The sequence below is a fragment of the Cryobacterium sp. N19 genome (assembly GCF_002929595.1).
Taxonomy (GTDB): Bacteria; Actinomycetota; Actinomycetes; order Actinomycetales; family Microbacteriaceae; genus Cryobacterium; species Cryobacterium flavum.
On sequence record NZ_PJJR01000054.1, the window covers coordinates 325,104 to 347,383 of the forward strand.

The 22,280-nt window shown below is 64.1% G+C and carries 21 protein-coding genes and 1 pseudogene; 6 read left to right on the top strand and 16 right to left on the bottom strand.

Annotated features, from left to right (window positions below; all coding sequences use genetic code 11):
* Positions 1 to 1,179 (top strand): MFS transporter, encoded by a 1,179-nt coding sequence (locus CXY78_RS19650; protein ID WP_104090791.1) that lies wholly within the window; start codon positions 1 to 3, stop codon positions 1,177 to 1,179.
* 28 nt (positions 1,180 to 1,207) lie between these two features.
* The gene (locus CXY78_RS19655) at positions 1,208 to 1,939 is read left to right on the top strand and encodes an SDR family NAD(P)-dependent oxidoreductase (protein ID WP_104090793.1); all 732 of its coding nucleotides are present in this window, start codon (positions 1,208 to 1,210) and stop codon (positions 1,937 to 1,939) included.
* Positions 1,940 to 2,327: 388 nt separating this feature from the next.
* Here CXY78_RS19655 and CXY78_RS19660 read toward each other — a convergent pair whose 3' ends face one another.
* The 7 genes from CXY78_RS19660 to CXY78_RS19690 form a co-directional block, all read right to left on the bottom strand.
* On the bottom strand, positions 2,328 to 3,377 hold the full coding sequence (locus CXY78_RS19660) for an SIS domain-containing protein (protein ID WP_104090794.1): 1,050 nt from the start codon (positions 3,375 to 3,377) through the stop codon (positions 2,328 to 2,330).
* A complete protein-coding gene (locus tag CXY78_RS19665; protein WP_104090796.1) occupies positions 3,374 to 4,150 on the bottom strand; it encodes an ATP-binding cassette domain-containing protein in 777 nt (258 codons plus the stop codon). Before CXY78_RS19665 ends, CXY78_RS19660 begins: the two co-directional genes overlap by 4 nt.
* Entirely contained in the window at positions 4,147 to 5,385 is a 1,239-nt protein-coding gene (locus CXY78_RS19670) for an alanine racemase (RefSeq protein ID WP_104090798.1), read from the bottom strand. Before CXY78_RS19670 ends, CXY78_RS19665 begins: the two co-directional genes overlap by 4 nt.
* Before the next feature lie 10 nt (positions 5,386 to 5,395).
* Positions 5,396 to 6,409, bottom strand: coding sequence for an ABC transporter permease (locus tag CXY78_RS19675; RefSeq protein ID WP_104090799.1), 1,014 nt, complete (start codon positions 6,407 to 6,409; stop codon positions 5,396 to 5,398).
* Positions 6,406 to 7,341 carry an ROK family protein gene (locus tag CXY78_RS19680; RefSeq protein ID WP_158253358.1) on the bottom strand — a complete coding sequence of 312 codons (936 nt, stop codon included), beginning with the start codon at positions 7,339 to 7,341 and terminating at the stop codon, positions 6,406 to 6,408. The genes CXY78_RS19675 and CXY78_RS19680 overlap by 4 nt, the downstream gene beginning before the upstream one ends.
* Entirely contained in the window at positions 7,338 to 8,354 is a 1,017-nt protein-coding gene (locus tag CXY78_RS19685; protein WP_104090802.1) for a phosphotriesterase, read from the bottom strand. Before CXY78_RS19685 ends, CXY78_RS19680 begins: the two co-directional genes overlap by 4 nt.
* A 100-nt stretch (positions 8,355 to 8,454) precedes the next feature.
* Positions 8,455 to 9,591, bottom strand: a complete 1,137-nt coding sequence (locus CXY78_RS19690; protein ID WP_104090803.1) for a substrate-binding domain-containing protein — start codon at positions 9,589 to 9,591, stop codon at positions 8,455 to 8,457.
* A 238-nt stretch (positions 9,592 to 9,829) separates the two neighbouring features.
* Here CXY78_RS19690 and CXY78_RS22225 point away from each other — a divergent pair.
* Positions 9,830 to 10,009: pseudogene (locus tag CXY78_RS22225) on the top strand (MarR family transcriptional regulator); the annotation flags it as partial.
* 36 nt (positions 10,010 to 10,045) lie between these two features.
* Complete coding sequence (locus tag CXY78_RS19695) at positions 10,046 to 10,975, top strand: ROK family protein (RefSeq protein ID WP_233206249.1); 930 nt, start codon at positions 10,046 to 10,048, stop codon at positions 10,973 to 10,975.
* A gap of 131 nt (positions 10,976 to 11,106) precedes the next feature.
* On the opposite strand, the gene CXY78_RS19700 is transcribed toward CXY78_RS19695, so the two are convergent.
* Positions 11,107 to 11,664 carry a hypothetical protein gene (locus CXY78_RS19700; RefSeq protein ID WP_233206250.1) on the bottom strand — a complete coding sequence of 186 codons (558 nt, stop codon included), beginning with the start codon at positions 11,662 to 11,664 and terminating at the stop codon, positions 11,107 to 11,109.
* Between the two features lie 7 nt (positions 11,665 to 11,671).
* Positions 11,672 to 12,094 carry a single-stranded DNA-binding protein gene (locus CXY78_RS19705; RefSeq protein WP_104090806.1) on the bottom strand — a complete coding sequence of 141 codons (423 nt, stop codon included), beginning with the start codon at positions 12,092 to 12,094 and terminating at the stop codon, positions 11,672 to 11,674.
* 187 nt (positions 12,095 to 12,281) lie between these two features.
* Here CXY78_RS19705 and CXY78_RS19710 point away from each other — a divergent pair, with 187 nt between their 5' ends.
* On the top strand, positions 12,282 to 13,016 hold the full coding sequence (locus tag CXY78_RS19710) for a VOC family protein (protein WP_104090808.1): 735 nt from the start codon (positions 12,282 to 12,284) through the stop codon (positions 13,014 to 13,016).
* Positions 13,017 to 13,124: 108 nt separating this feature from the next.
* Here the strand turns inward: CXY78_RS19710 and CXY78_RS19715 are convergent, their stop codons facing one another.
* The 3 genes from CXY78_RS19715 to CXY78_RS19725 all read right to left on the bottom strand — a co-directional run bounded on the left by CXY78_RS19715 (position 13,125) and on the right by CXY78_RS19725 (position 16,960).
* On the bottom strand, positions 13,125 to 14,930 hold the full coding sequence (locus CXY78_RS19715) for a TraM recognition domain-containing protein (protein WP_104090809.1): 1,806 nt from the start codon (positions 14,928 to 14,930) through the stop codon (positions 13,125 to 13,127).
* Positions 14,931 to 15,086: 156 nt separating this feature from the next.
* Positions 15,087 to 16,550: an ATP-binding protein gene (locus tag CXY78_RS19720; protein WP_104090811.1), complete on the bottom strand. Its 1,464-nt coding sequence runs from the start codon at positions 16,548 to 16,550 to the stop codon at positions 15,087 to 15,089.
* Positions 16,551 to 16,573: 23 nt separating this feature from the next.
* Positions 16,574 to 16,960, bottom strand: coding sequence for a hypothetical protein (locus CXY78_RS19725; protein WP_104090813.1), 387 nt, complete (start codon positions 16,958 to 16,960; stop codon positions 16,574 to 16,576).
* Between the two features lie 144 nt (positions 16,961 to 17,104).
* Here CXY78_RS19725 and CXY78_RS19730 point away from each other — a divergent pair, with 144 nt between their 5' ends.
* Positions 17,105 to 17,590 carry an N-acetyltransferase gene (locus CXY78_RS19730; RefSeq protein ID WP_104090814.1) on the top strand — a complete coding sequence of 162 codons (486 nt, stop codon included), beginning with the start codon at positions 17,105 to 17,107 and terminating at the stop codon, positions 17,588 to 17,590.
* A 39-nt stretch (positions 17,591 to 17,629) separates the two neighbouring features.
* On the opposite strand, the gene CXY78_RS19735 is transcribed toward CXY78_RS19730, so the two are convergent.
* The 4 genes from CXY78_RS19735 to CXY78_RS19750 all read right to left on the bottom strand — a co-directional run bounded on the left by CXY78_RS19735 (position 17,630) and on the right by CXY78_RS19750 (position 22,262).
* On the bottom strand, positions 17,630 to 19,093 hold the full coding sequence (locus CXY78_RS19735; protein ID WP_104090816.1) for an SCO6880 family protein: 1,464 nt from the start codon (positions 19,091 to 19,093) through the stop codon (positions 17,630 to 17,632).
* Positions 19,094 to 19,095: 2 nt separating this feature from the next.
* The gene (locus CXY78_RS19740) at positions 19,096 to 20,457 is read right to left on the bottom strand and encodes a conjugal transfer protein TrbL (protein ID WP_104090817.1); all 1,362 of its coding nucleotides are present in this window, start codon (positions 20,455 to 20,457) and stop codon (positions 19,096 to 19,098) included.
* Between the two features lie 27 nt (positions 20,458 to 20,484).
* Positions 20,485 to 20,754 (bottom strand): DUF6112 family protein, encoded by a 270-nt coding sequence (locus CXY78_RS19745; RefSeq protein WP_104090819.1) that lies wholly within the window; start codon positions 20,752 to 20,754, stop codon positions 20,485 to 20,487.
* A 206-nt stretch (positions 20,755 to 20,960) separates the two neighbouring features.
* The gene (locus tag CXY78_RS19750; protein ID WP_104090820.1) at positions 20,961 to 22,262 is read right to left on the bottom strand and encodes a Shedu anti-phage system protein SduA domain-containing protein; all 1,302 of its coding nucleotides are present in this window, start codon (positions 22,260 to 22,262) and stop codon (positions 20,961 to 20,963) included.
* Positions 22,263 to 22,280 lie beyond the last annotated feature (18 nt).

Genomic DNA, 22,280 nt, shown 5'->3' on the forward strand with positions numbered 1-22,280 from the left:
ATGTCCCTGCGTCAGTGGCCGTGGGCGCTGTTCCAGCACGCCATGCTGGTGCAACTCATCGCGTACATTGTGCGACCGACGGCCGCATATCGAGCACTGGAGCTGGGCGTACCGCTGACCTGGCTCGGGCTCGTCGCCGCAAGTTTCGCTATCCTGCCACTGTTCATCGCAGTGTTCGTCGGCAGGATCGCCGACGTTCGGGGCGAGCGGTTGGTCTTGATCCTGGGCGCCGTACTCTTCGCCATCGCTGCCGCCGGTCTCGTGTTCTGGACACCCACTCTGACCTTGTTGCTCGCGTGGAATGTCTTGCTGGGGCTGGGTCACTTGCTTTCGGTGGTCGGTCAGCAGAGCCGCGTTGCTAAATCCGGGGACAAACGCTTGGACGCCGCCTTTGGCTATTACACGGTGGCGGGAACGATGGGGCAGGCTGCGGGCCCCGGTGTCATCGCCATCGTCGGCGGCAGCAGCATTCTGCCCCCGACCTCAACGCTTTTCCTGATCGCCTTTATGGCGGCACTACTTCTGCTCGTGCCGACTGGTTTTCTGGCCCGGCGGGAACCCACTGGAACTACTGCGACGTCAGCACCCTCGGGATCATTGCGAGCAGCGTTGCGAGCACCGAAGGCGACGAGACGACGCATGATCGGGGCGATGTCGGTGAGCATGATGGTTCTCGCAGCAGTGGACCTGCTCTCCGTGTACCTGCCGGCACTTGGCGTTGAGCGGCAGATTCCGGCGAGCGTCATCGGGATTCTGCTCATGGTGCGGGCCATAGCATCCATCGTGTCCCGATTCTTTCTCGGACCGCTCGTCACACGATTCGGCCGTGACCGGCTGATCGTCGGATCAACGGCGGTCTCTGCCGTGGCCGTCATGATGCTCACCCTGCCCCTCAACGTTTGGTTCCTCGGCGCAGCGCTCGTGCTCGCCGGGCTCTCCTTAGGCATCGGGCAGCCATTGACTATGTCGGTAATCGCTCTGACCGCACCGCCGGGCACACGCGGGACGTGGTTGGCGCTGCGCCTGAGCGCCAACAGGTTCGGACAATCGGCCGTGCCTGCCGTCGTCGGGTTGGTTGCAGCGTCGTGGGGTGTGCCCGGCGTCTTTGGCGCGACGGCCGCCGGGCTCGCCGTCGTCGCGGTAACCAGCAGTCGAATGAATCGTCGTTCCGAGCAATGAGTCCGTCTCATCCGTCTAGGGGACCAGAATGACAGAAGTACGAAAGCGCGCCCTGATAACGGGGGCCGCGCGCAACATCGGTCGCGCGACTGCGCTGGCTCTGGCCCGACAAGGCCTAGACATCGTGGTGCACACGCGGAGGGACGAGGCCGCAGCGCAGCAGGTCGTGGAGCAGGTTAAGCGGTTTGGGGGCCGCGCCGTCGTCGTTCTTGCCGACTTGGCCGTCGCGGATGAAGTACAGCAGATGATCAGCGAGATCGGAACGGTCGACGTGCTGGTCAACAACGCTGCGATCCGCCCGCGACGGCCATTCCTCGAGGTACGTTCGGCCGAGTGGCGGGAAGTTTTCGCAGTAAACGTCGAGGCACCCGTCGCCCTGTGCCAGGCATTCATTCCCGGAATGCAGGCGGTCGGCTGGGGACGCATTGTGACCATGACCGGCGTACGATCCCAGCTCGGAGCGGTTGACCGGGCGAGCTCGTCGGCCGCGAAACACGCTCTGATCGGTCTCACGCGTTCGCTCGCGCGAGAATTCGGTAGGGATGGGATCACTGCAAATGCCATTTGCCCCGGAACAATCGTCACGTCCAGCGACGAGCCCAACTCGGCGCGAATGGTCGAACGATCCGGAGTTGGCGCGCTCGGACGCCTTGGCCAACCCGAGGACATCGCGGCCGTCGTGGGCTTCCTGGTCTCCGATGCCGGCGGATACGTAACCGGTCAGACCTGGGGCGTCAACGGCGGCGAGTTGATGGCCTAACCCTGTCGCTGGGTTTCTCAATTTTTGCCCTGCGGGAGTCCCCAACTTCACTAATCTCGGTCAGGTCGACTATGGCAACAACGACTGTCTGCTACCGCTAATGGCCCGACGGGCACCGTGGCACCATTTTGGCCACATTTGGACGAAATTACATCGGTTTCAAAGTCGTCCATCTGGTCGAAAAGCCGCGTAATAGTTCGGATCGGAGCCCGGTCCGGCAGCCGAATTGGGGCGCATGAGGTTTTATGTCCCACCGGTATCGCCAAGAGATAGCTTTATTGTTCAAGACTTTCTCCGGGCTTTGGGATAAAACTTGATCCGTCGTAGACACAATTGAAATACGTCTGGCGATAGTTGACCGGTTGAGTCAGAGCTCCCGACTAGCCGGTTAGTGGGTTTGGGTGATCTTCAGCAGTCCGGGCGGCCGGTCCGGATCCATTCCTCGGGCGAGGGCGAGCTCGAGGGCGAGTTGCTGGAGCGGGATGATTTCGAGCAGCGGGATGAGGGCTGGGTCGAGGTTTGGCCATGCGAGGCCAGGGAATGTCTCGTCGATGGCGAGTGCGCGCCCGCCGAGGCCGCCGACGTCAGTCTTGAATGCTTCGACGGATTCTCGTCCGCCGGGGCTGGCTGTGAGGAAGATGACGGGGGTCCCGTCGATGACTTGGCCAAGGGGGCCGTGTTTAGCGTCGGCAGCGCTCCATCCGGAGGCAGCGATGCTGTTCGTCTCCATGAGTTTGAGTGCGCCTTCTTTGGCCGTGGACATCGAGTAGCCGCGACCCACGATGAGCACCCGGTCTGCGTCAAGAAGCGCGTCGGTCCAGGCTGCGACGATCGGCGCGGATCCTCCAATCAAGTCAGCCGCAGCGGAAGCGGCCACATCAACGGCGTCAATGATGTCTGACCAAGCAACGCCTGAGGCCCGTGAAATTGTGGTGTAGAGGGCGAGGAGTTCGGCGGTGTAAGTTTTCGTCGCGGCGACCGAGAGCTCTGACCCCGCGGCGAGCCCTACGTGCACGTCACCAAGTTGGGCCAGGGAACTGGCGGCGCTATTCGTGAAAGCGACAATAGGCACGCCGCTTTCCCCTGTGGCGCGAACCGTGGCCAGCAGGTCGGGCGACTCACCCGATTGGGACACCGCGAGGATGACAGAGCGAGGGAATCGTAGCGTTGTGCCGAAGGCTGTGACGGTGCTGGGTGTGGCGAGCATGGCCGGGATGCCGAGCAGGTTGTGGGCCAGATATTGGCCGTATTGTGCGGCGTGGTCGCTTGAGCCGCGCGCTGCGAAAACGAGCAGCTCAGGATCGGTGCCGCGGATGAGTTCGGCCGCTGCTTCGATAGCCTCATGCTGGCTGGTGATAAGGTCGCGCCACCGGTCGGGCTGTTCGGCGATCTCGGCGCGCATGTGGGCACCGGGGGTGAGCACGCGGGCCGCGGTCATGAGGCAAGTCCGGTGATCATGGCAACGAGTTCGTTGTGGGTGGTTTCGGCAACGTTCTTGACTGCGACTTGGGTGCCGCGGCGCAGGATGGCGACGCGGTCTGCGAGGCGGAAGACCTGTTCCATGTTGTGGCTCACTATGAGCACTGCAGCGCCGCGCTCCCGCAGCTTGGCAATCGTCTCCTCAACCTTCGCGGTCTCGGCGACGCCGAGGGCGGCGGTTGGTTCGTCGAGCAACACGAGGCCGGAGGCCCAGTGGGTGGCCCGGCAAATGGCGACGCCCTGGCGTTGCCCTCCCGAGAGGTCGCTGAGGGTGGCGTTGGCCGAAGGGATCCTGACGTCAAGCGAGTCGACTAGGTCTTGGGTCTGTTGAGCCATCTTTTTGCGGTCGAGGGTCTTGAGGGGGCCTTTGACGAGTTCCCGGCCGAGGAACATGTTCATGTAGACGGGCTGCTGCGGGACCAGGGCGAGGTCCTGGTAGACGACTTCGACGCCTTTGGCGCGGGCATCCGATGCGTCTCGGAAGTTCGCCTGAGCACCATTGAGCCAGATCTCGCCCTCAGTGGGCTGGTAGAGCCCCGAGATGATCTTGATCAGGGTCGATTTTCCGGCACCGTTGTCGCCAACGAGGGCGACGATCTCGCCCGGCATGACTTCGAGGTCGAAGCGTTTGATGGCGATCACTCCGCCAAAGTTCTTATGGATGCCGACGAGTCGCAGTGCGGGAGTCGTGGTCGCGGTAGGGGAAGCGTGTTCTGATGTTGAGGTGCTCATGATTGTGTCCTGTCTTGAGGGTCAGGCGGGGCGGGTAAAGGGGTGAGGGGCGCTGCGCCGGTTGCAGCCCAGATTCCCTCGACGCGGGGCGTGCCGGACGAGATGCCGGAGATCGCGGCGGTGAGCGCACGGGTGACGAACACTTGTGGGCGGAAACCGAAGATCACGGTGTCACCAATCTCGATCGATGCCTCGGGCCCCAATGGAATGCTGCAGTAGTAGTCGATCGATTCCGCGGCCGGCATCGCCACAGCGAGCTCCACGGCATCGGTTAGCCTGGGGCTGCCGCCGCGGTAGACGAGGGCGTTGGTGTGACTATCGCCGAGCACAGGGTCAACGTAGAGGCCGCCACCGAATACGTAGGCAGAGTCGTCGTAGAAGTGGGACACCTCGCTGACGTAGGCAATTGCGGGTTCCTCGACAAGATCTTCGACAGCGTGCAGCGGTGTCGTGCCAGTGAGCCCGTGCCCGGGTTCCACCTGAGTGGCACCCGCCGCGGCGAGGTCCGCGAGCACTGAGATCGAGGTCGTTCCCGGGGCGTTGACCTGCACATTTCTGCGGCCGGATGCCTCGAGCAGCAGTTTGGCGCGGGTGAGCGTGGCCCGGTTCGGAGTGGCCACCGCCGTTCCCGATTCGGCGTCGAACAGGGTCGCCGGGAAAGTTGTCACCCCGGCGACGCGGACACCGGGGATGGTGTCGATGCGATCCGCGGCGGCGACGAGGCCATCGAGCGGGAATCCCCCCTCGTGGCCGGCATAAAACCGGTCCTCCGGCGCCACCACTCGAAGCAAGAGGTCTTGTACCCTGCCTAGTGCGACGGACGCGGCGCCGGCCTCGTGGGCCTTCGTCTCGCTGAACACCGTCCAATACAGGGGCTGCAGGCTGGCGGCGATGACGGCTTGATGCCGGGGTATCTGCACGAGATGACCGAGGTGCCCCACAGCGAGGCCGCCGTTGCGTGCCGCAATCGCGCATTCGAGGTCGACTCCGACTGCGTGGCTGATGCCGTTCGAGACTAGCTCGCGCGAGACGTCCGGATTGCGGCCAATCTGTTTGGTCATCGCAAAGGGTCGCAGGCCCAACCTGGAGGCTTCGGCAGCGAATGCGGCGGCGTTGCGGCCGACGGCATCTAGGTCGATGACGTACGTGTTGGGTGGAATGGCGCCGGCGCGATGGAGCTGGGCGGCCGCGTCGAGGAGGGCCGGGTTTCGGCGTTTCAGGAGGTCGAGGAACATACTGGTGGCCTCAGCTACTCTTCTTGCCGCGGAGGCTGAAGGAGACCGCGATCAGGATGATGATGCCACGGACGATCATCTGCTGGGACACGTTGAGGCCGGCGAGGATGAGGCCGTTGTTGATCATGCTCATTAGCAGGCTGCCGATAAGGGCGCCGATCACGGCGCCCCTACCGCCAAACAGGCTCGTTCCGCCGACGATGACGGCGGCGATGACGGTCATCAGGTCGCTCTCGCCCAACGTGTAGCGTGCGCCCTGTAGCCGGCCTGCGTAGAGGAGGCCGGCGAGGGCGGCCGCGGAAGCACTTCCGACGAAGACCATTAGGCGCACCCGGTTGACCTTGATGCCACTGACTCGTGCGGCAGACGAGTTGTCGCCGACAGCTAGCACGTGGGCACCATAGCGGCGCTGGCGCAGGAAATGCCAGCCGACGAGAACAGCGATCGCGGTCCACCAGATCAGGATCGGCAAACCGAGGAGGGTGCCGCCACCGAACAGCCAGGCGAAGGCCTTGTCTGTGACTGGGATGGATTGCAGTTCGGTGAGCTGTCGGGCGACACCGGCGACCAGTCCCATCGTGGCGAGGGTCACCAAGAAGGAGGGGAGCCGGATCCAGGTCACGAAGATGCCGTTCACCAGCCCGACCAGCGCGCCGACGGCGAGGCCCACAATCGCTCCCAGCCACCACATCCCGGAGGATTGGATTGTCACGGCACATGACAGTGCGGAGAGGGCGACGATGCTGCCGATGGAGAGGTCGATCTCACCGGTGCTGAGCACGAAAACCATGCCGATGGCCATGATCGAGATCGGGGCGGCCTGGATGATGATGTTGAACAGGTTGGTGCTGTTCAGGAAGTACTGGGTTTGGGTGACAGCGAAGAACAGGAAAACGACAGCGAAGCCGATGTAGACGACGTAGTTGCTCCAATTCACCTTCTTCAGCCGGGCCAGCAGGCCGGGTCGGGAGGAGGTGGTTTCGGGCGGGGGTGTTGCGGTTTTCTGAGGGGCGGCGGTGCTCATCGAGCTGAACCTTTCACGAGAGGGTTTGTGGCGAGGGCCTCGAGTGCGAGCTGCACGGCTCCGACGATCGGGGCCTGGTGGCCAAGCTCGCTGAAACGGATGTCGAGGGTCGGGGCTCCGAGACGAACGAGCCACGGCGTGAGGTGGGGCAGCAACCCTGTTCGGGAGCCGACACCACCACCCAGCACGAAAATTTCCGGGTTGAGGATGGCATTGACAGCCACCAAGGCGAGGGCGAGGTACTGGGCCTCGTCATCGAGGGCCGCGATCGCGTCGCTGTCGGCACGTCCAGCAAGGGCAAAGACATCTCTGGTGGAGACAGTCTGGCCGGTGCTGCGGCGGTACCGGTCGGCCAGGGTATGGCCGGCCGTGACCTCTTCGAGTGGTCCGTGAAGATGGTTCGCGGGGTCGAACGGGTCGGCGCCGAAGGGGAGGAATCCGATCTCTCCTGCCGCGCCGGTAGCTCCACGAACCAACTGACCGTTGACGACGATACCCATACCGAGGCCGGTACCCACGGCAACGAAGACGAAGTTGTCGGTCTCCCGCCCCACGCCCGCGACGAGCTCGCCGATGGCGGCGACATTTACGTCGTTTTCGAGAACCACTCGATGGCCGAGAGCGGCTTCGAGGCTCTGAGTGAGACCGGAGCCGCTGGCGCCGAGGTTGGGAGCCAGATCGAAGCCGGCGGAATCGTTGGGGACTCCAGCGCCCCCAATTCCGGTAGCTCTCAGGTCGGCGAATGCGACAGACGCATCGACGCAGAGTGTGCGGATCACGACGACGAGCTGGTGAACGAGTTCCGGGCCGCCCGCGGAGTTGGTGGGTTCGGTCCGTTCGGCCAGGATGATGCCGGTCGAGTCGGCGAGGCCGGCCCGGATTTTTGTTCCTCCGAGGTCGATACCGATGACGTAGTAGCTAGTGTCGCTCACTTGCTGGCTCCGATTGCCAGTAGCCGGGATGGGTTTCCGGCTACGAGTTGTTCGCACTGTGTCTCAGTGACGCCGCGTTCTCGGAGCATAGGGAGGAACACAGCACTTAAATAGGTGTACCCCTGCTGGCCGTGGGTGCTCGGGTTTAGCCATACTTCGGCGCCGGTGAGGTCCAGCGCCAACGTGATCCGCTCCACGTGTCCCTCGGCGACGAGTTCGGCGACAAGGTCGGCACGTTTCTCGTCGGACCGGTGGTAGGCCCGCTTGGTGAATTCGCCCTCTTGCCTGTCGCTGGCTGCAGGGCCGAGGAAGAAATCCCAGACCTCTTTGCCGATGGTGTCGATCGCGACGGTCACTTCGTGGTCCAGGACCATGCGAACGTAGCTCGGATCCGCATGGGTATCCATGTGGCCGATAACTACCCTGGAGAGATCTACAGTCTCGTTGCGAAGGATGCCGATTTGCTCCAGCGCCATAGTGCCGTGTGTGGTGTGAGTAAAGATGGAAAGACCCGTCTCGGACGAGGCCCGGCCCGCGGCCCGGAGGCCCTTTTCTTCGTGAGCAGTGATCACGCCAAGGCCGGTGGCCTGCTCCCCTAGAACACCGGCGCGGATCCCGGTGTTGCCGATTCCGACGGTGGCGTCACGGACGAAGCGAGCGGTGAGCTCGGCCAGCGAAGCATCCAGTGTCCATTGCGGCGAGTACGATTCAAGGTAGACGGCGGTGCCGGCCACGATGTTCAAACCGGTGCGAGTGGCGACTTCCTGCAGCGCCTCTACGTTGGCCCCATCGGCATCGCGACCGACGACTCCGTACGGGCTAAGGTCAACAACGGTTGAGAATCCTGCCTCTTGAAGGGCGCTGAGGGCGTCTACGGCCAGGTCGACTTGAGTGTCACGCCGGCCGCCGGTGAGCCAGGGTCCGGGGACCAGCGAAAAGATGTGCTCGTGCGGCATCACCCGACCCAGAGTGTCTGCTGGGACAGGTCCGAGGACCGTCTGAACGTAGGGCATGCTGACTCCTTCAATGAGTCTGATTCGGCAGTGAACGTGGCAGCGACATGATGGTTGGGCGGGCTGGGTAAGTGGGACCAGCCCGCCCCGATGATGCTGTCTACTTGCCGGTGACGCTAGCGGGCGGTTCTGTTCCGTAGTCGTCGAGCCAGCCTTCGCTGATGTTGTCGGCGGTCACGCCCATCGGCGTCACGGCGACCAGCGCGGGTGCTTCCTTGTCGAGGACGCCATAGGCACCGACCATGCCGAGTCCCTTGCCGAGGTTGGTTGAGCCGTTGCCGACCAGGCCCACGACGTTGCCGCCGGCGACCATGTCTGCCGCCAATGTGGCATCCAAATCATTCGTCACCACCTTGACGTCGCTGCGGCCGGCATCGCGCAGAGCAGCAAGCACGCCCTGGGCCGCGGTGGCCCAGGCCACGTAGATGCCTTTGATGGTCGGGTTGCGGGCGATCATGGCCGCTGCGATTTCTTGCGTCGCTGCCTCGTCAGTAAATCCTTCCTCGGCGACGATCTTCTGGTCGGGGTAGGAGTAGGCCGTCCAAGCCTTGAACGCCTCGTCGCGCTGGTTTGTGAACCAGAAGTCCGCATCGTGATACATGTAGCCGATGTCGCCTTCACCTCCGAGCGCTTCGCCGAGGAGATCAGCGTCGAGCTTGCCCGCCTGTGTGAGCGACTCGGTAACGATTGAGACGAATTGATCGCCCGCCGTGTAGCCGGCCGGTGGTGTGGTCATAATGGCCAGCTTCACTCCCGCATCAACCGCGGGCTGGAAGGTGGCCGCAGCGGAGGTCGGGTCGGCGGCTGTGGCCACGATAATGTCGGGCTTGAGCGCCAGAACCGTCTGCAGGTTGTTGGCCTGGGTAGCTGCGTCGAAGTCGGCCTGCGTGCTGGCGACGACCTCGATTCCCAACTTGTCGAACTCGGCCGTGGCGCCCTTCTCGACCGCGGTCACGAACTCCGAGGATGTGTGCCAGACAAAGGCTGCAGTGAAGTCGCCGGCTTTGACCTTGGCAATTTCCTCATCGGTCAGGGCGAGGTCATCGAGGGTTCCGGGGGCTTCACCGCCCGGGCCGGTGAAGTCAAGGCTCGGCTCGACCGCTGGAGCGCTGGGAGCACTGCTTTCTGTGGCTGTTCCGGTACTACAACCGGAGAGCACCAGAGCGGCGGCAACTGCCCCGGCAACGAGGATACGCCTCGATGCACGAGCCGTTGGAAGCTGGATGTTGAGTGGCATGGGAGCCTTTCGCGGAAAGAGGGAAGCACGGAATGTAATAACTGACTGGACCCGGCTGCTGAATTAGCTCATACTTTAGTTTCAGCGTGCAAGCAAAAGCAAGAGGCAGTTCAACAAGTTTGTTCTGTTCGTAACATTTATCTCGAATCTACGGCCTGGGCCATGGCTATCTAATGGCTAGATCAAGTAGATTTCAACTCACGGTGCTAGCAATTCGGTACCGGGATCAGGAGTCGGTATGGTTCAGGACACCCGCCAGATTAACCGTGCGGCAGTGATCACTGAGCTTCTACGTTCGCGTCCGATCAGCCGGAGTCGAATCGCGCAAACTACCGGTATCTCCGCAGCGACCGTGTCCCGTGCCGTTGACCAGCTCATCTCAGAAGGACTCGTCCGCGAGGTATCGGCAGTTATTTCGGGAAGCCGTGGCCGCCGGCCTGTGCTCCTAGACCTCGTGGCCGACACTACCCATGTTGTTGGCGTCGACGTCGGCGCAAACAACACCCGATTTGTGATCGTCGACCTCCTCGGCGTCACGGTGCTTTCTCGGGAGATCGCCACACCTATCGACGTGTCGCCCCCAGAGCTTGCCGAATGGGTGGTTGCCCAGGTGAAGACCACGGCTGCGAACGGATGGCATTTCATTCGCTACGCGTGCGTCGGGCTGCCCGGCGCCGTCAACCAAGAAAATAACAGTGTCTCAAACGCCCCCAACCTGATCCAGGTCGAGGACCGCCGCTTTCTCGACGCCCTCGAAGCAAGCTTCGGCATCCCTATCGAGATCGACAACGACGCTAATTATGCCCTACTCGGTGAACAACGATTCGGCGTCGCGCGGGACTTCCCTACCGCGGCAATGCTTACCCTCGGCGCTGGCCTCGGCGGCAGCCTCGCCGTCGACGGCACCATACTCCGCGGGCGGCACGGCCTTGTTGGCGAATTCGGTCATCTCCCCGTTGGCCCCCTGGGCACCCGCCTAGAACACATGGTCACCGGACCCGGCATCATCCGACGGGCATCCGAAGCAGGAATATCTCTCGCCAGCCCCGCTGAACTATTCGTTGCGAATCCCCCCGCCCACATAGCCAGCCTCCGCGACCAGTTCGATCAAGCCCTACTCATCGTGCTGACCGCACTAGCCGTCAGCTGCGAGCCCGAGATCATCGTTCTCAGCGGCGGTATCGCAAAATCACTTTCCTCCAGTTTTTCGCGATACGAAGACGCGCTCAGACAAAACCTGCAATACGCACCGCGGCTGGTCCTTTCCGGCCTGGGGGACATGTCAGGAGCCGTGGGCGCCGCCGTCTCGGGCTTGCATCGGGCCTACCAAGAACTCGGCGTCGCGTCCGATGCCCTCGCAACGCTACCTCGCCGCGCTGCCTGACGAGTCGTTACGTCGCTACAATTGCGCGTCCAGCTAAACGAGCCAGTTGGGGTCCTCAGCGCGCTGAAGTGCTGTGTTGCTGTTCAGACAGCAAGGAGGCTCGCTCGCCCGCGGACGGATGAAGATTGGGTTCAAGCGCACGGAAAATGTGCAGCCTCGGCCTCGCGTCGCCCTGCCACGTCGTCAACGACGAATTGCACAAAGTCTTCGTCGCGATCGCCGATGACGACATCCTCGACTCCCTCAGCAGGCGGTTCGCCTGGCCAGGCCGTCTGCCGCGTGGCGCGGTCGCGTTGCAGCCGCGTGCCCGAGATCGCGACCCAGTCGCGGAGCCGCTGGCGGGCATCCGCAAAATCGCGATGCCAGCCGAGCGGGGCTGACCCGTGCTGGTCGGGGTCGTACGCGCCGAGCCAGTGCAGGTTCAGCGCGGAGAGCTCCCAGACGAGCTCGGGGTGCCGATGCCAGAACGGCGGCACAACGGATGCTGGCAAACCGTAGGTGCGTCGCAGCCAGTTCACCCACCGGTTGAGTTCGATCCATTCGACTTCGGCGTCGTCGGCGCTGAGAAGATTCCAGTTGATCGGATGCGGAGGCTCAGCCATGAGCGGCCCCTCGAGGTCGTCCAACGAGCCGGCCCCGAACGCGTCATCGTGATCGCCGGAAGCCCACTCGACGAGTGACTCTGACATCGGTGGTTCACCGCCTGGATCCGGTGTGTGCCGCTTGCGCCTCGCGCTCGACCTCCATGTCCACCCCTGTGCGATGGGTGCGGTCGACGGAATAGTTGGTGCGTGCGAGGTCGTGGCCGATCTTCTTGGCGACAAACTCTTCGCGTTGGACGGCCTCGCCGTCGCGCTCGACCTGAAAGGTGCGCACGTATCCTTCGGCGACGAAGCTGTCGCCTTTGGCGAAACGGGTGAGCGCCCGGTCGGCGGTGGCGCGGTAGGCGACAAGGTCGTGGAACGTTGGCTCGAGTGCGGTGAAGCTGCCGCTGCATTCGTGCCTGAAGTGCGGCTGGCCGACGCGCACGTAGAAGCGAGTGTCGCCGTTCTCGGTGACCGACTGCTGCGGGTCTGAAGCGATGAAACCGGACAGTGATTGCTGGGTGTGAAGTGCCATGGGACTTGACCTCCTGTGATCGGGACGGACCATCTTGGTCCGCGCTCACTAGGAGGTGCTCCAGACGCACCATGGCGTTCGCTGCGGTACTCGAGGGGATCCGGTCAGTGGGGGCAGGACCGGCACCGGTGGATTGACGTGGGCTGTGTCTGGTCTCAAATGTGGCAGGCGAATAGGCTTGGGCGCCATGGCCCTTCGACTGGTTCAGGTGAATTTTAGGGCCCGGGATGATTTAGCGCTCGGCCGATTTTGGGCGGATGCGCTCGGCTGGCGTGTGTCCAGCGAAGGTCCCGGCGTGACCAACGTTGAGCCGCCCGGCTTGGTTCTGCCGGATCCGGCCGCCGTCTGCGTCGATGTCGTTACAGTTCCAGATCCCGAGACGGTGAAGTACCGCGCGCACCTCGATCTGGCCACCTCGTCCTTGGCTCATAAAGCGCACTTGGTGGCGCGATTGAAGGCGCTGGGCGCGACATCCGCGAATATTGGTCAGGGCGACGTGCCGTGGACGGTTCTGGCCGACCCAGAGGGCAACGTCTTCTGCGTGCTCGAGCCTCGGGCGATCTATGCGGACACCGGGCCGATCGCCGCGGTGGTGGTCAGCTGTGCGGATCCGCGGGCGATGGCACGGTTCTGGAACACGGCTATGGACTGGACCCTCCATGAGGTGACCGACGATTTTGCACGGCTGCGGTCGGCGGCGGGAGTCGGTCCATATCTGGAGTTCGTTCGCGTGGCCGACATCACCGTGTGGACCCGCGTCCACCTCGACCTGCGACCGTACCCACACGACGACCACGCGGCTGAAGTCGCTCGGCTGCGAACCCTGGGAGCGATGGATGCAGACATTGGGCAGGGCGACGTGTCGTGGGTAGTTCTCAGTGACCCCGAGGGCAACGAGTTCTGCGTTCTCACTCCGGGGTGAGCACTCAGTGGGCGGGGTCACGCAGGTATAGCGGATGCTCCAGGTTCGGAAATGAGATTTTTGGCACGTAAACGTCGGCGCACGCAATTTCGAGCGTCGAGTTCGCTGTCAGTCCGGCTCGTTGACCTGTTCGGGTGCGGGCACACGCTGAGTCGGTACCCGCATCAGCGCTTCGATTTCCTCGCGGTTCGCGCGCAGCGCCTTGGCGTCAGCGCGGGCGGTCCACATCTGTAGGCTCGCGATGATGGGCGGCGCCGCGCGAAGCATAATCAGCCCGGTGCCGAAGGGCAGGGTGCGAATCGTGTCGGGCGGCATGATCGGGACCCGACGGATGGAGCGCTGCGATGAGCGTGAACCGCGATCGCCGATCGTCGTCGAGTCGGTCTGCTCGTCGCGGTCACCGATTAAAGTCGAGAGATCATGCAGGTCCCGAGAATTGGATCCACCTCCGAGCACGATCTTGACGATCGAGGAGTCCCAGATGGTGCCGGCTGCGTTATCGCTCCACTTCGTACGTGCCTGCGAGAGCGATTGCAGGACGGGCATGGTGGTGATGCCGGTGCCGCCGCCTTCCGCCATCAGTGTGGGGAGCGAGGGGAGTGGCGCGAGGTTGCCGATTTCGTCTAGCGCAAGCAGCAGGGGAGGGTCCAGCCGGGCACCAGCGCTTCGGGCGGCGATGCGGCGAGCCGTCTCGACGAGGTCTTCGACAAACGCCGACACGAGAGCGGCCGAATTGTTCGATCCCGCGCCGGTCGCTAACAGATAGAGCGTGCCGTTGTTGCGCAGGAATCCCTCCGGGTCGAACTCCTCGCCCTCGGGCGGGGAGACGGAATCCATCACGCGGGGGTCGGCCAGGGCGCCCAATGACAGGGAAACTCCCTGCCAGATCGAGTCGCGCGTGCGCGGGTCGGCCTCGAGCGTGGCCCGGAGGGAGTCGCCCCATCCGGTTGCCGCACCGGGCGTGCTCAGCAGTATGGAGACGGCGTCGTGGGCAGCGGCCGGGTCGAGCGTCCACCGAAAGAGGTCAGCGGGCGAGCAGTGGTCGAGCGCGGCCGCGTGCAACATCGACTGCAGGGCCGTGCGGGTCTTGGCTTCCCAGAATCCGCCGCCATCGACGCCGCCGGCCGCCAGTCCGGTGCCGGCAGCGAGACCGGCCGCTCGGATCATCGCCGTGAGCGGATCTTCACACCCCCGAATGGGCGACCACCGCAGTCCGACCGGCACGCCTGCCGCCAACTGCTGCGGGTCGAATACAGCCACTGGCCCCAACCGTTGGCGCGCGCGCAACGTCGTAGTCAGGTTGTCGGGGCGCGTCGAGGTGGTCACGACCGGGCCGGGCGCATTGAGGACGGCATTGATCACGATGTGCGCGCCCTTGCCGGAGCGCGGCGGTCCGATGACCAGAATCGAGTCCTCGACACTCGCCCACACCGCAGTACCGTGCGATCGCCCGATTCGATACCCAACATCCCTCGGGCTCGGCTTCGAGAGTGATGGGCGAAGGTGCTCAGCGCGCTTCATGATGGCCGAATGCGATGCGGCGCGTGCGACCTCGGCACGGGTCGCGATCCCGGCAATGCGGTAAGGGTCGACCTTCGTCGTGACGCTTCTGAACATGCGCCACAACCCAATCGCCAGAGCGGATGCCAATATCACCAGCAAGATCGTCGTCACCCAATACGCGATCGGGTTCAAACCCGGTGCCCTCAGCGCTGTCGCGGGGTTGCCCGAGTTTAATAGTACGGCGAGCCCAGTCTCTGGCCCGCCAGTTGGCTGAGCGATCCCTATTGCCCAGGCCGCGACAGCAGCCGAGCCGCGAAGTAGCAGAGCAAGCACTGCCGCAGCGACCAGGAGTCCAATACCGAGGTTGGTCAGCTCGTCACCGAGGTCGGTCTGCGGTCGTTGGGTGGTCATCCGCTTATCAATTCAGACGGCTGAAGCGTCGCGTAGGGGAGGGAGCGAAGCCCGGAGGAGAAGGAGGCACACACAGCGCGGAGACGGGTAGTCTGGTGAGCATTAAGCGCGCTTCTGGTTGCATGACTAGGCCTCCCAACAATATAAGGTGCGCGGCTATTGCCCAGAGGTCATTCGCGCCGTCGTATCAAAGGCCGCGAGCTCGTCCGGGTGCAGCTGGTGCTGCACGACGAAGCTGCGATCCTTGACCCGCCACAAGCCCTGACCGGTGCCGAGCGCGGGCAGCAGTTTTTGCTCGGTGCGGCTCAGGCCGAGTGCGCTTGCCGTGGATCCGAGCTGGTCCGGCTCCTGCCGGTAGACGATGCGGGTTTCCGCGTTGGCCAGTAGCGATGACGCGAGCGCGCGCATGGCGGATCCGGAGTCGCCGACGTTGTCGAGGTCGCTGAGCTTGTGGAAGATGAGCATGTTGGCGATGCCGAAGTGGCGGGCGAGCCGCCACTGGGCATCCATTCGGCGAAGCAGCGCCGGATACGCCATGAGCCGCCAGGCCTCGTCGTAGATGACCCAGCGCTGGCCGCCGGCGGGGTCGGCGAGGGCGGATTCCATCCACGCCGACGAGCATGTCATCAGCACCGAGATGAGCGTCGAGTTCTCGGCCACCCGCGACAGGTCGAGCGAGACCATCGGCAGCGTCGGGTCGAAGCGCACGGTGGAGGGTCCGTCGAAGAGTCCGGCGAGGTCACCGGCGACCAGGCGGCGCAGCGCGTGGCCGACGAGGCGGCCGTCGGCGGCGAGGCGACCCTCGTCGTCCTCGGGGTTGGGGGAGAGGATGCGATCCACCACCATCGGCAAAATGGGCACCTCGGCGCTGCGCACGGCATCGGCTAGGGCCAGGTCGATGGCCGTGTGCTCGAGCGGGCTGAGCGGTCGATCGAGCACGGTTTCGGCGAGGGCACCGATCAGGTCGCGCCGCCGGGCGGCCAGCTGCGCCGACCACTCGGCATCCGAGACGGATGCTGCCCGATGGCCTTCGTCAAGTGGGTTGAGTCGGTTGCGGAGGCCGTGGCCGAGGATGATCGCCTTGCCGCCGACGGCCTCGGCTACGGCGGTGTGCTCGCCCTTCGGGTCGCCCGGCACGTAGACGCGTCGACCGAAGGGGAGCGAGCGGGTGTAGAGCGACTTCGCCAGCGACGACTTGCCCGAGCCGACGATGCCAGCCAGCACGATGTTCGGCGCGGTGATCATTCCCTGTTGGTAGAGCACCCAGGGGTCGTAGACGAAAGAGCCGCCCGAGTAGAGGTCCTGCCCGACGAACACGCCGGCCGAGCCCAGTCCGGCCTCAGCCAGAAACGGGTAGTGACCTGACAGCGTCGCGGTGGTGTCCTGGTGCTTGGGAAGTTTTAGTCGTCCAGGCGTCTGCAGCTGCGCGGGACCGGCCTCGCCGGATTTGGGCAGGTACGAGCCCGACCGCGCTTCCTCCCGCTCAGCCTGCCAGCGCGTTCGAGCGGCGAGAGTCGTGGCCTTCTGCGCATCCGCTTCGATTCTGGCTGCCTCGCGTCGGCGGGCGCGACGGTCGCGGCGCAGCTCGCCGCGCGGTTCGACCAGCGCGGCCGTGTGCATCCGCTCGGTGACTGCGGTGTCTTTCACAGGGTGACCGTGCGCTCAGCCTGGCGGGTTGACCGTGGGGCGGCCCAGATGTCGTCTCGATGGGGAGCCGGGCGTGCCGACTGCATTTCAGATTCAAGTGGATGCCACCGCAATAGCGAAACGTACCGGTACGTCCTGCTGTAGGTCAGAGCGTACGGAGAGCCGTCATGCTCGATGATGTGGTCGGTGCGGCCGGCCGGGATGCGGTCGTAGACGTACCCATTCTCGAGGGCGGCATCGGTCGTGGCATCGCCGCGGTCCCGTGGCTGCAGGTAATCGAAGGCAGCGGATGCTCCGTTTCGGTCGATCAGGCCGAGCACCGCATCAGCCTCAGCTCCTTGCAGGAAGACGACACTGATCCATCGAGATGGTTCGTCGAACATGGTGGCTCCAATCGGTGTGCTCTGCAGAGCAGGTGTGCGCGGCTCACCCGCAACAACGACCGCGACAGCACGAACGGTAAAACTTAAGATGAACTGAATTTGACCGGGGTGGTTGAAGACCCGATCGTGTGTTCCACTAGTGGCATGGTGCGACGCAACGATCAAACGCTTCTGTTCGCTGACGCACGTCTCGGCGACGGTGACGCGATGCGTCAACTCGCCCTTAGGTCATACGCCCTCTATGTCGATCGAATTGGTAAAGAACCGGCCCCGATGGGAGCCGACTATGGGGCGATTGCGGCATCAGGCGAGGCCTTACTCGTGTGGCAAGAGCATGAGTTGGTGGGGATGCTCGTCACGCATCTCGAGGCGCATGCGCTCCTAATCGAGAACATCGCCGTGTCACCTGACGTACAAGGATCGGGTCTGGGGACGACATTGCTCGGTGAAGCCGAGCGTATAGCGCGCACCACCGGTCGGGAGGAGGTGCGCCTCTATACAAACGAGGCCATTGTCGAAAACTTGGCCTTCTATGCGCGCCACGGCTTCGAGGAGACGCATCGAAAGGTCGAAGAGGGTTTTCGTCGTGTGTATTTCTCCAAGCGGACAAGCCCGGGACATCACAGCTAGGGCGGTCGGGAGCGGACAAACGCAAATGAAGGCCGCCCTTCAGACGCTCCGGCACAACGGAAGCGCCGCCGCCGTAAACGCCTGCGCCTGCTGGCCCACAAGCCGGCGCGTCTCGCACGATGCCTGGATGGCGGCCTGCTCGATCGACGCCACAGCGGCATCGAGCTCGTCCACGGTCGGCGCGGTCACGCAGATGAGCCCCGTTGTGCGCAGCACGCCGTGCCCGGCGGTGAGGTCGGCCTCTTGGTGCAGTAGGTCGTCGTATTCGGCGGTGGCACTTGCATCCTCTATTTGACCTATGCGGGTGCGTTGGTGGGCGTCGCTCATCAACTCGGTCTTCTTCTTGCGCAGGTCGCGCGCGGCCTGGTCGGCGCGCACGGGCAGATAATGCAGCGACACCGTGCGCAGGATGCCGTTCGTGAACACGAGCGGCGACAGAAACCCGGGGAACACCTGCGACCTGGGCCATTCGCTGATCCACAACACCGCGTGAAACGCACTGTCGGTGCGCAGGCGATCCCAGCTCTCCGCGACCGCGACCGGCCCAGCAGCGGCCAGCGACCGCCCAACCAACGGATGCCGCTCCAGGTCGACACCGACGGCCGGGTCGTATGCCGTGCGCAGGATGACTGCGAGTTCGTCGGCGGTAAGCCAGCCGCCGACGGTCAGGTCCGCTGCTCGCAGGGCCCCGGTCAGGGCGGTCATTTCCTGGCGCAGTACCGTTGCCGCACCGCGCATGCCGCCACCCTGCGTGCGCACCTGGCGACTCGCCGCGCTGAGATCGAGGGAGAGGGCGATCGTCGTGGCATGGCGTTCCCCGGCGGGTCCGGCCCGCTCGATCAGGTCGCGGTAGGTGGTCGCGGCCCAGCTATCGTCGTTGATGCCGTGCCGCTCCCACCACTCGGCCAGTCCGGTGCCGGAATCGGGCAGCGTGCGCTCGGACACCTGCAGCCGCGCGATCCGCCCCGATCGGCAGGCCCCAGCGAGCACGCGGCCCCACCCGACCACGCGCCGATGTTGCTCGTCCGGGTCGAGCAGCGCGAACGCCGGGTGCGACACCGCGACGACGGCGGTGAGGGTTTGCGCATGCGGGTCGTGGATCATGACCGCCCCGGATTCGGGGTCGTTCCACTCGCGCAGGGCGGCCGCATCGCCCGGTAGCGACAGGGTTCCCACCGGGCGCGGGCGGATGATGCGGCGCCGGTAGGTCAGCTGCTCATAGCCCGAACGCCACGCCCACCGGGTGACGACCGGCATCCACTCGACGATTTTGCGCCCGCCGACTGGGATGCTGGCGATCACCGCCGCGGTACCCCAAAGCGGGCTCGTCCACGCGACGCCGGTGGCACCAGCGGTGTAGAGCGCGGTGACGATGGTGAGCGTGCCGATCGACAGGGCGATCAGTTGCGGCACCGACAGACCCAGCAGGACGCCGCGCTTGGTTAGTCGCGAGAACTGCACAGGGGGGAGGCGGTAGTCGGGTCGGTTCGTGTCGGTGTCCATGGCTACGCGTCCTTGACCTTTCGTCCGGCTGGCAGTTCTTGCGGTGAAGCGGATGCCGGTGGTCGCGTCTGCTTGGATGCCGGCGCGCTCGGGGCGCTGGCGTTGCCTGCGGATTGGGTGTGGGCATCCGCTTTCTGGGCAACCGCGTTGCCGATCTTTGGGCCGGCCCGGGCCGTGGCGCTGATGACGGCGGCTCCGGCCGCGACTCCGGCGGTGGCTACGCCGGCGCCAGCTCCGATTGCTGCGCCGCCTGCTCCGGCGCTCGAGCCGGCACCGGCGTTGGCAGATGCGCCAGCACTCGAGTATCCGGCCGCCGACGACGTGGGACCCGGTCCGCCACTGCTAGACGGTGCCGCTGATGCAGGGCCAGACTGTGTCGCTCGACCGCTGCCGCCCGCACCCAAAACCTTCTGCGCGCTGCTCATCATCGGTGCGCTCGGCACTGGCACCGGCCGGTTCAGTGCCGACTTGGCCTCCTGCTCGCTGGACATGGCGTGGTACATGTCCAGGCCGACGAAGTTGAGGAACTTGTAGGTGATGTAGGGCGCGAAGGCGGCGATGAACATCAGCACGATGCCGGCGATGGGGTCGCTGACGGAGGCCAGATCCGCATCGATCGGGGCCGCGACCTGCGCGACGGCGACCAGAAAGATTACGACGAGTACGAGCTTGGAGAGGATGAGCGCGATGACGAATGCGACCCATTTGGAGAACCAGCCCTTGGTGGCGTCCCAGGTGGCGCCGGCGAGAGCGATTGGTCCGAAGACGATGGCTACGAGCAGCAGTGCTTTGCGGATGAGGAGGGAGAACCAGACGATGGCCGCGCCGCTGATGGCGAGGCCGGCGAGGAAGATCGTCAGTATCGCGCCGACGCCGGGTGCGCCGGGGCTGATCGCGGTGAGGCCCACGGCGAGGAGCGCGATGCGGTGGCCCATGCCTTCCATGGTGTTGCCGCTGGCTTGCACGATGCCGATGGAGAGCTGATCGGTGATTTCGAGGAGTAGGCCGGTGATGGTGATGATGACGAAGGATCCGAGGACCGATTTGGCGACGCCGATCGCGGCGCGGGAGAGCGCGGTCGGGTCGCGGTGCACGAGGCCGGTGATGAGTTGCAGGCAGAAGAAGATCAGGGTGACGAAGACGGCGAGGCCGAAGAGCACGTTGTAGACATCGATGTAGGTCGGGTCGGTGAGGTCGACGAGGGTGGTCGTGTCGAACGCGGCCCAGACGGATTCGAAGAGCCAGGCGGCGGTGGATCCCATCGCGCTGGCCAGCCAGTCGAACGGCGCTGCAACGACAGAGGATGCGACGTCGCCGACGCCGGTGCAGACATCCGCTACGACCGGTACATCGCACACGCTCATCGGTAGCCTCGCGTCGCAATCGCAGGGTCAGACGGACTGGCCCACATTCCAGAAGAAGTTGACCAGGGTGACGGCGGCGCCGCAGATGATCGCTGCGCCGCAGGCCACCATGACGCCGGTCTTGCCGCGAGAGGCGAGGTGCGGGTTGGACGAGTTGGCGCCGAATCCCCAGACGATCGCCGCGACGATGAGGGCGAGCACGCTCAGCACGAGGCCGATGGTCATGACCGCGCCGACGATGACGCGCAGCTGCTCGATGCCGGGAAGTCCCGTGCCGTTCGGGTTGATGTCGATCATCGGTGGCTCCCTGTGTCGTTTGGTGGGTACGACAGGGAGGAGCGCACGGCATCCCGGAGACGGTGGATGGCAAGCACTTGAGATTTCGGCCCGAACGAAGGGCGATGTGAATCTCCGGAGTAGGCCACTATGGGGAGCCTCGGTGCGACGGACGCGGAAATGCATCCACGGTAGCGTCAGAATTCAGCCGACTTCTACCAGAATCACTAGCCAGACAAGAGATCGTCTATTTCGAGTTCCTCAAACTCGTCGTCCATGACTTCATCCGGTGTGCTTCGAATAGAGGGGGACTTAGATGGGTTCAGAGTCGAATGATTCGCGAGATTCTTAAGTGCGAAATCCGATGGTGTCAGTGGATTTTGTGCACGGGCTCGAGCATTTCTGAGCAACCAGTCCCACGAATGGATTGCTATGCGCGCGTCCTCCTCTGATTGTGCACGGGCGGCCTGTCGTATAGGCGATGGTGTGTCCCGGCCGATTATGACGAGGCCGGGTGCCCGATTTGTTAGTCCGTGAAAATGATGTTCCGTCTGGGCGTACGCGACGTGGTCCGTTAGCCACTCGCGCCAGTCCTGAATCTGCTGCACCGCATGATTGGTGGGGCCAGATAGCCGGCCGCTCTGATTGAGAATCTTGTGGCGCGCTGCCTCGATTTCCACGGTGACCCAATGGGGACCAAGACTGTTGAATCCCAGTACGAGAAAGTCTGGAACATGCTCGGCGCCCAAGCGGGGTTGAGGAATAACGAAAGTCTTCCAATTACCGATCACAATGGATGAAAGCAATGAAGGGTAGAGCGCGAGCAAATTCTGGAACGGTTGCTCGAGGCGTTCTCCCGACTCCAAGAGTTCCTCGAGTGCGCGGATAGCTTCGGGCGCAGGTATGTAATTCTCAAGTGCGTATTCCGTGAGGGGCGAAAAGTGCCCAAAGCTTGCAGACGCGTAATTCGCGGCGTTGCGTAATTGTGCGTCAACCTGACTCACCGCTTCGGAGTGCTCGGGGGTTCCCACTCGAGCAATCGAGACCAGATGATTGGGCCAGACCCTAGCGGTCGGCCGCCCCTTTAGATTGATGTGTCCATCATCGCTAATTGTTGAGATGACACGATTCCCCATCGCTCCGGACTGCCCAGAAACTACGTCGCCAGGTTCTGGCCTCAGCGCACGGAGGCCACGGGAAGTCATCACCATGTAGCGCGCGCTGAACCATGCGCTCACCTCGGCGCGCGAACCGGTGATTAGGTGCGCGGAAGGAGATATGTTGAGGCTATCTTCCAGATCGGTGAGTGCCTCAGGCAGATCCCCTTCCCCTCCTACACCCTGAAAGAGGACAGATTTTAGGCTGTCACGGATGACGACGGCCGCGACCGGAGCGGGCAGGTCTCGGCTCAGTGGAATGCCGAGGGCACCTGCAACCCTGACCTGGTCCGGAGTAGGCCCGGCGATCATGGCATCGAGGCTGTCAGCAATCTGGCTCCACAGCGGTTGAGGCGATGGGAGGGAGGGCATGTTCGGAGCATAGTGGCG

Excerpts from the sequence above, each read along its gene's own strand:
- CXY78_RS19690 (WP_104090803.1), bottom strand. The coding sequence starts at position 9,591 with ATGCCACTCAACATCCAGCTTCCAACGGCTCGTGCATCGAGGCGTATC.
- CXY78_RS19710 (WP_104090808.1), top strand. The coding sequence starts at position 12,282 with ATGGCCCTTCGACTGGTTCAGGTGAATTTTAGGGCCCGGGATGATTTA.
- CXY78_RS19660 (WP_104090794.1), bottom strand. The coding sequence starts at position 3,377 with ATGACCGCGGCCCGCGTGCTCACCCCCGGTGCCCACATGCGCGCCGAG.
- CXY78_RS19675 (WP_104090799.1), bottom strand. The coding sequence starts at position 6,409 with ATGAGCACCGCCGCCCCTCAGAAAACCGCAACACCCCCGCCCGAAACC.
- CXY78_RS19750 (WP_104090820.1), bottom strand. The coding sequence starts at position 22,262 with ATGCCCTCCCTCCCATCGCCTCAACCGCTGTGGAGCCAGATTGCTGAC.
- CXY78_RS19715 (WP_104090809.1), bottom strand. The coding sequence starts at position 14,930 with ATGACCACCCAACGACCGCAGACCGACCTCGGTGACGAGCTGACCAAC.
- CXY78_RS19745 (WP_104090819.1), bottom strand. The coding sequence starts at position 20,754 with ATGATCGACATCAACCCGAACGGCACGGGACTTCCCGGCATCGAGCAG.
- CXY78_RS19735 (WP_104090816.1), bottom strand. The coding sequence starts at position 19,093 with ATGGACACCGACACGAACCGACCCGACTACCGCCTCCCCCCTGTGCAG.
- CXY78_RS19685 (WP_104090802.1), bottom strand. The coding sequence starts at position 8,354 with ATGCCCTACGTTCAGACGGTCCTCGGACCTGTCCCAGCAGACACTCTG.
- CXY78_RS19655 (WP_104090793.1), top strand. The coding sequence starts at position 1,208 with ATGACAGAAGTACGAAAGCGCGCCCTGATAACGGGGGCCGCGCGCAAC.
- CXY78_RS19725 (WP_104090813.1), bottom strand. The coding sequence starts at position 16,960 with ATGTTCGACGAACCATCTCGATGGATCAGTGTCGTCTTCCTGCAAGGA.
- CXY78_RS19665 (WP_104090796.1), bottom strand. The coding sequence starts at position 4,150 with ATGAGCACCTCAACATCAGAACACGCTTCCCCTACCGCGACCACGACT.
- CXY78_RS19700 (WP_233206250.1), bottom strand. The coding sequence starts at position 11,664 with ATGTCAGAGTCACTCGTCGAGTGGGCTTCCGGCGATCACGATGACGCG.
- CXY78_RS19650 (WP_104090791.1), top strand. The coding sequence starts at position 1 with ATGTCCCTGCGTCAGTGGCCGTGGGCGCTGTTCCAGCACGCCATGCTG.
- CXY78_RS19720 (WP_104090811.1), bottom strand. The coding sequence starts at position 16,550 with ATGCACACGGCCGCGCTGGTCGAACCGCGCGGCGAGCTGCGCCGCGAC.
- CXY78_RS19730 (WP_104090814.1), top strand. The coding sequence starts at position 17,105 with ATGGTGCGACGCAACGATCAAACGCTTCTGTTCGCTGACGCACGTCTC.
- CXY78_RS19740 (WP_104090817.1), bottom strand. The coding sequence starts at position 20,457 with ATGAGCGTGTGCGATGTACCGGTCGTAGCGGATGTCTGCACCGGCGTC.
- CXY78_RS19670 (WP_104090798.1), bottom strand. The coding sequence starts at position 5,385 with ATGTTCCTCGACCTCCTGAAACGCCGAAACCCGGCCCTCCTCGACGCG.
- CXY78_RS19705 (WP_104090806.1), bottom strand. The coding sequence starts at position 12,094 with ATGGCACTTCACACCCAGCAATCACTGTCCGGTTTCATCGCTTCAGAC.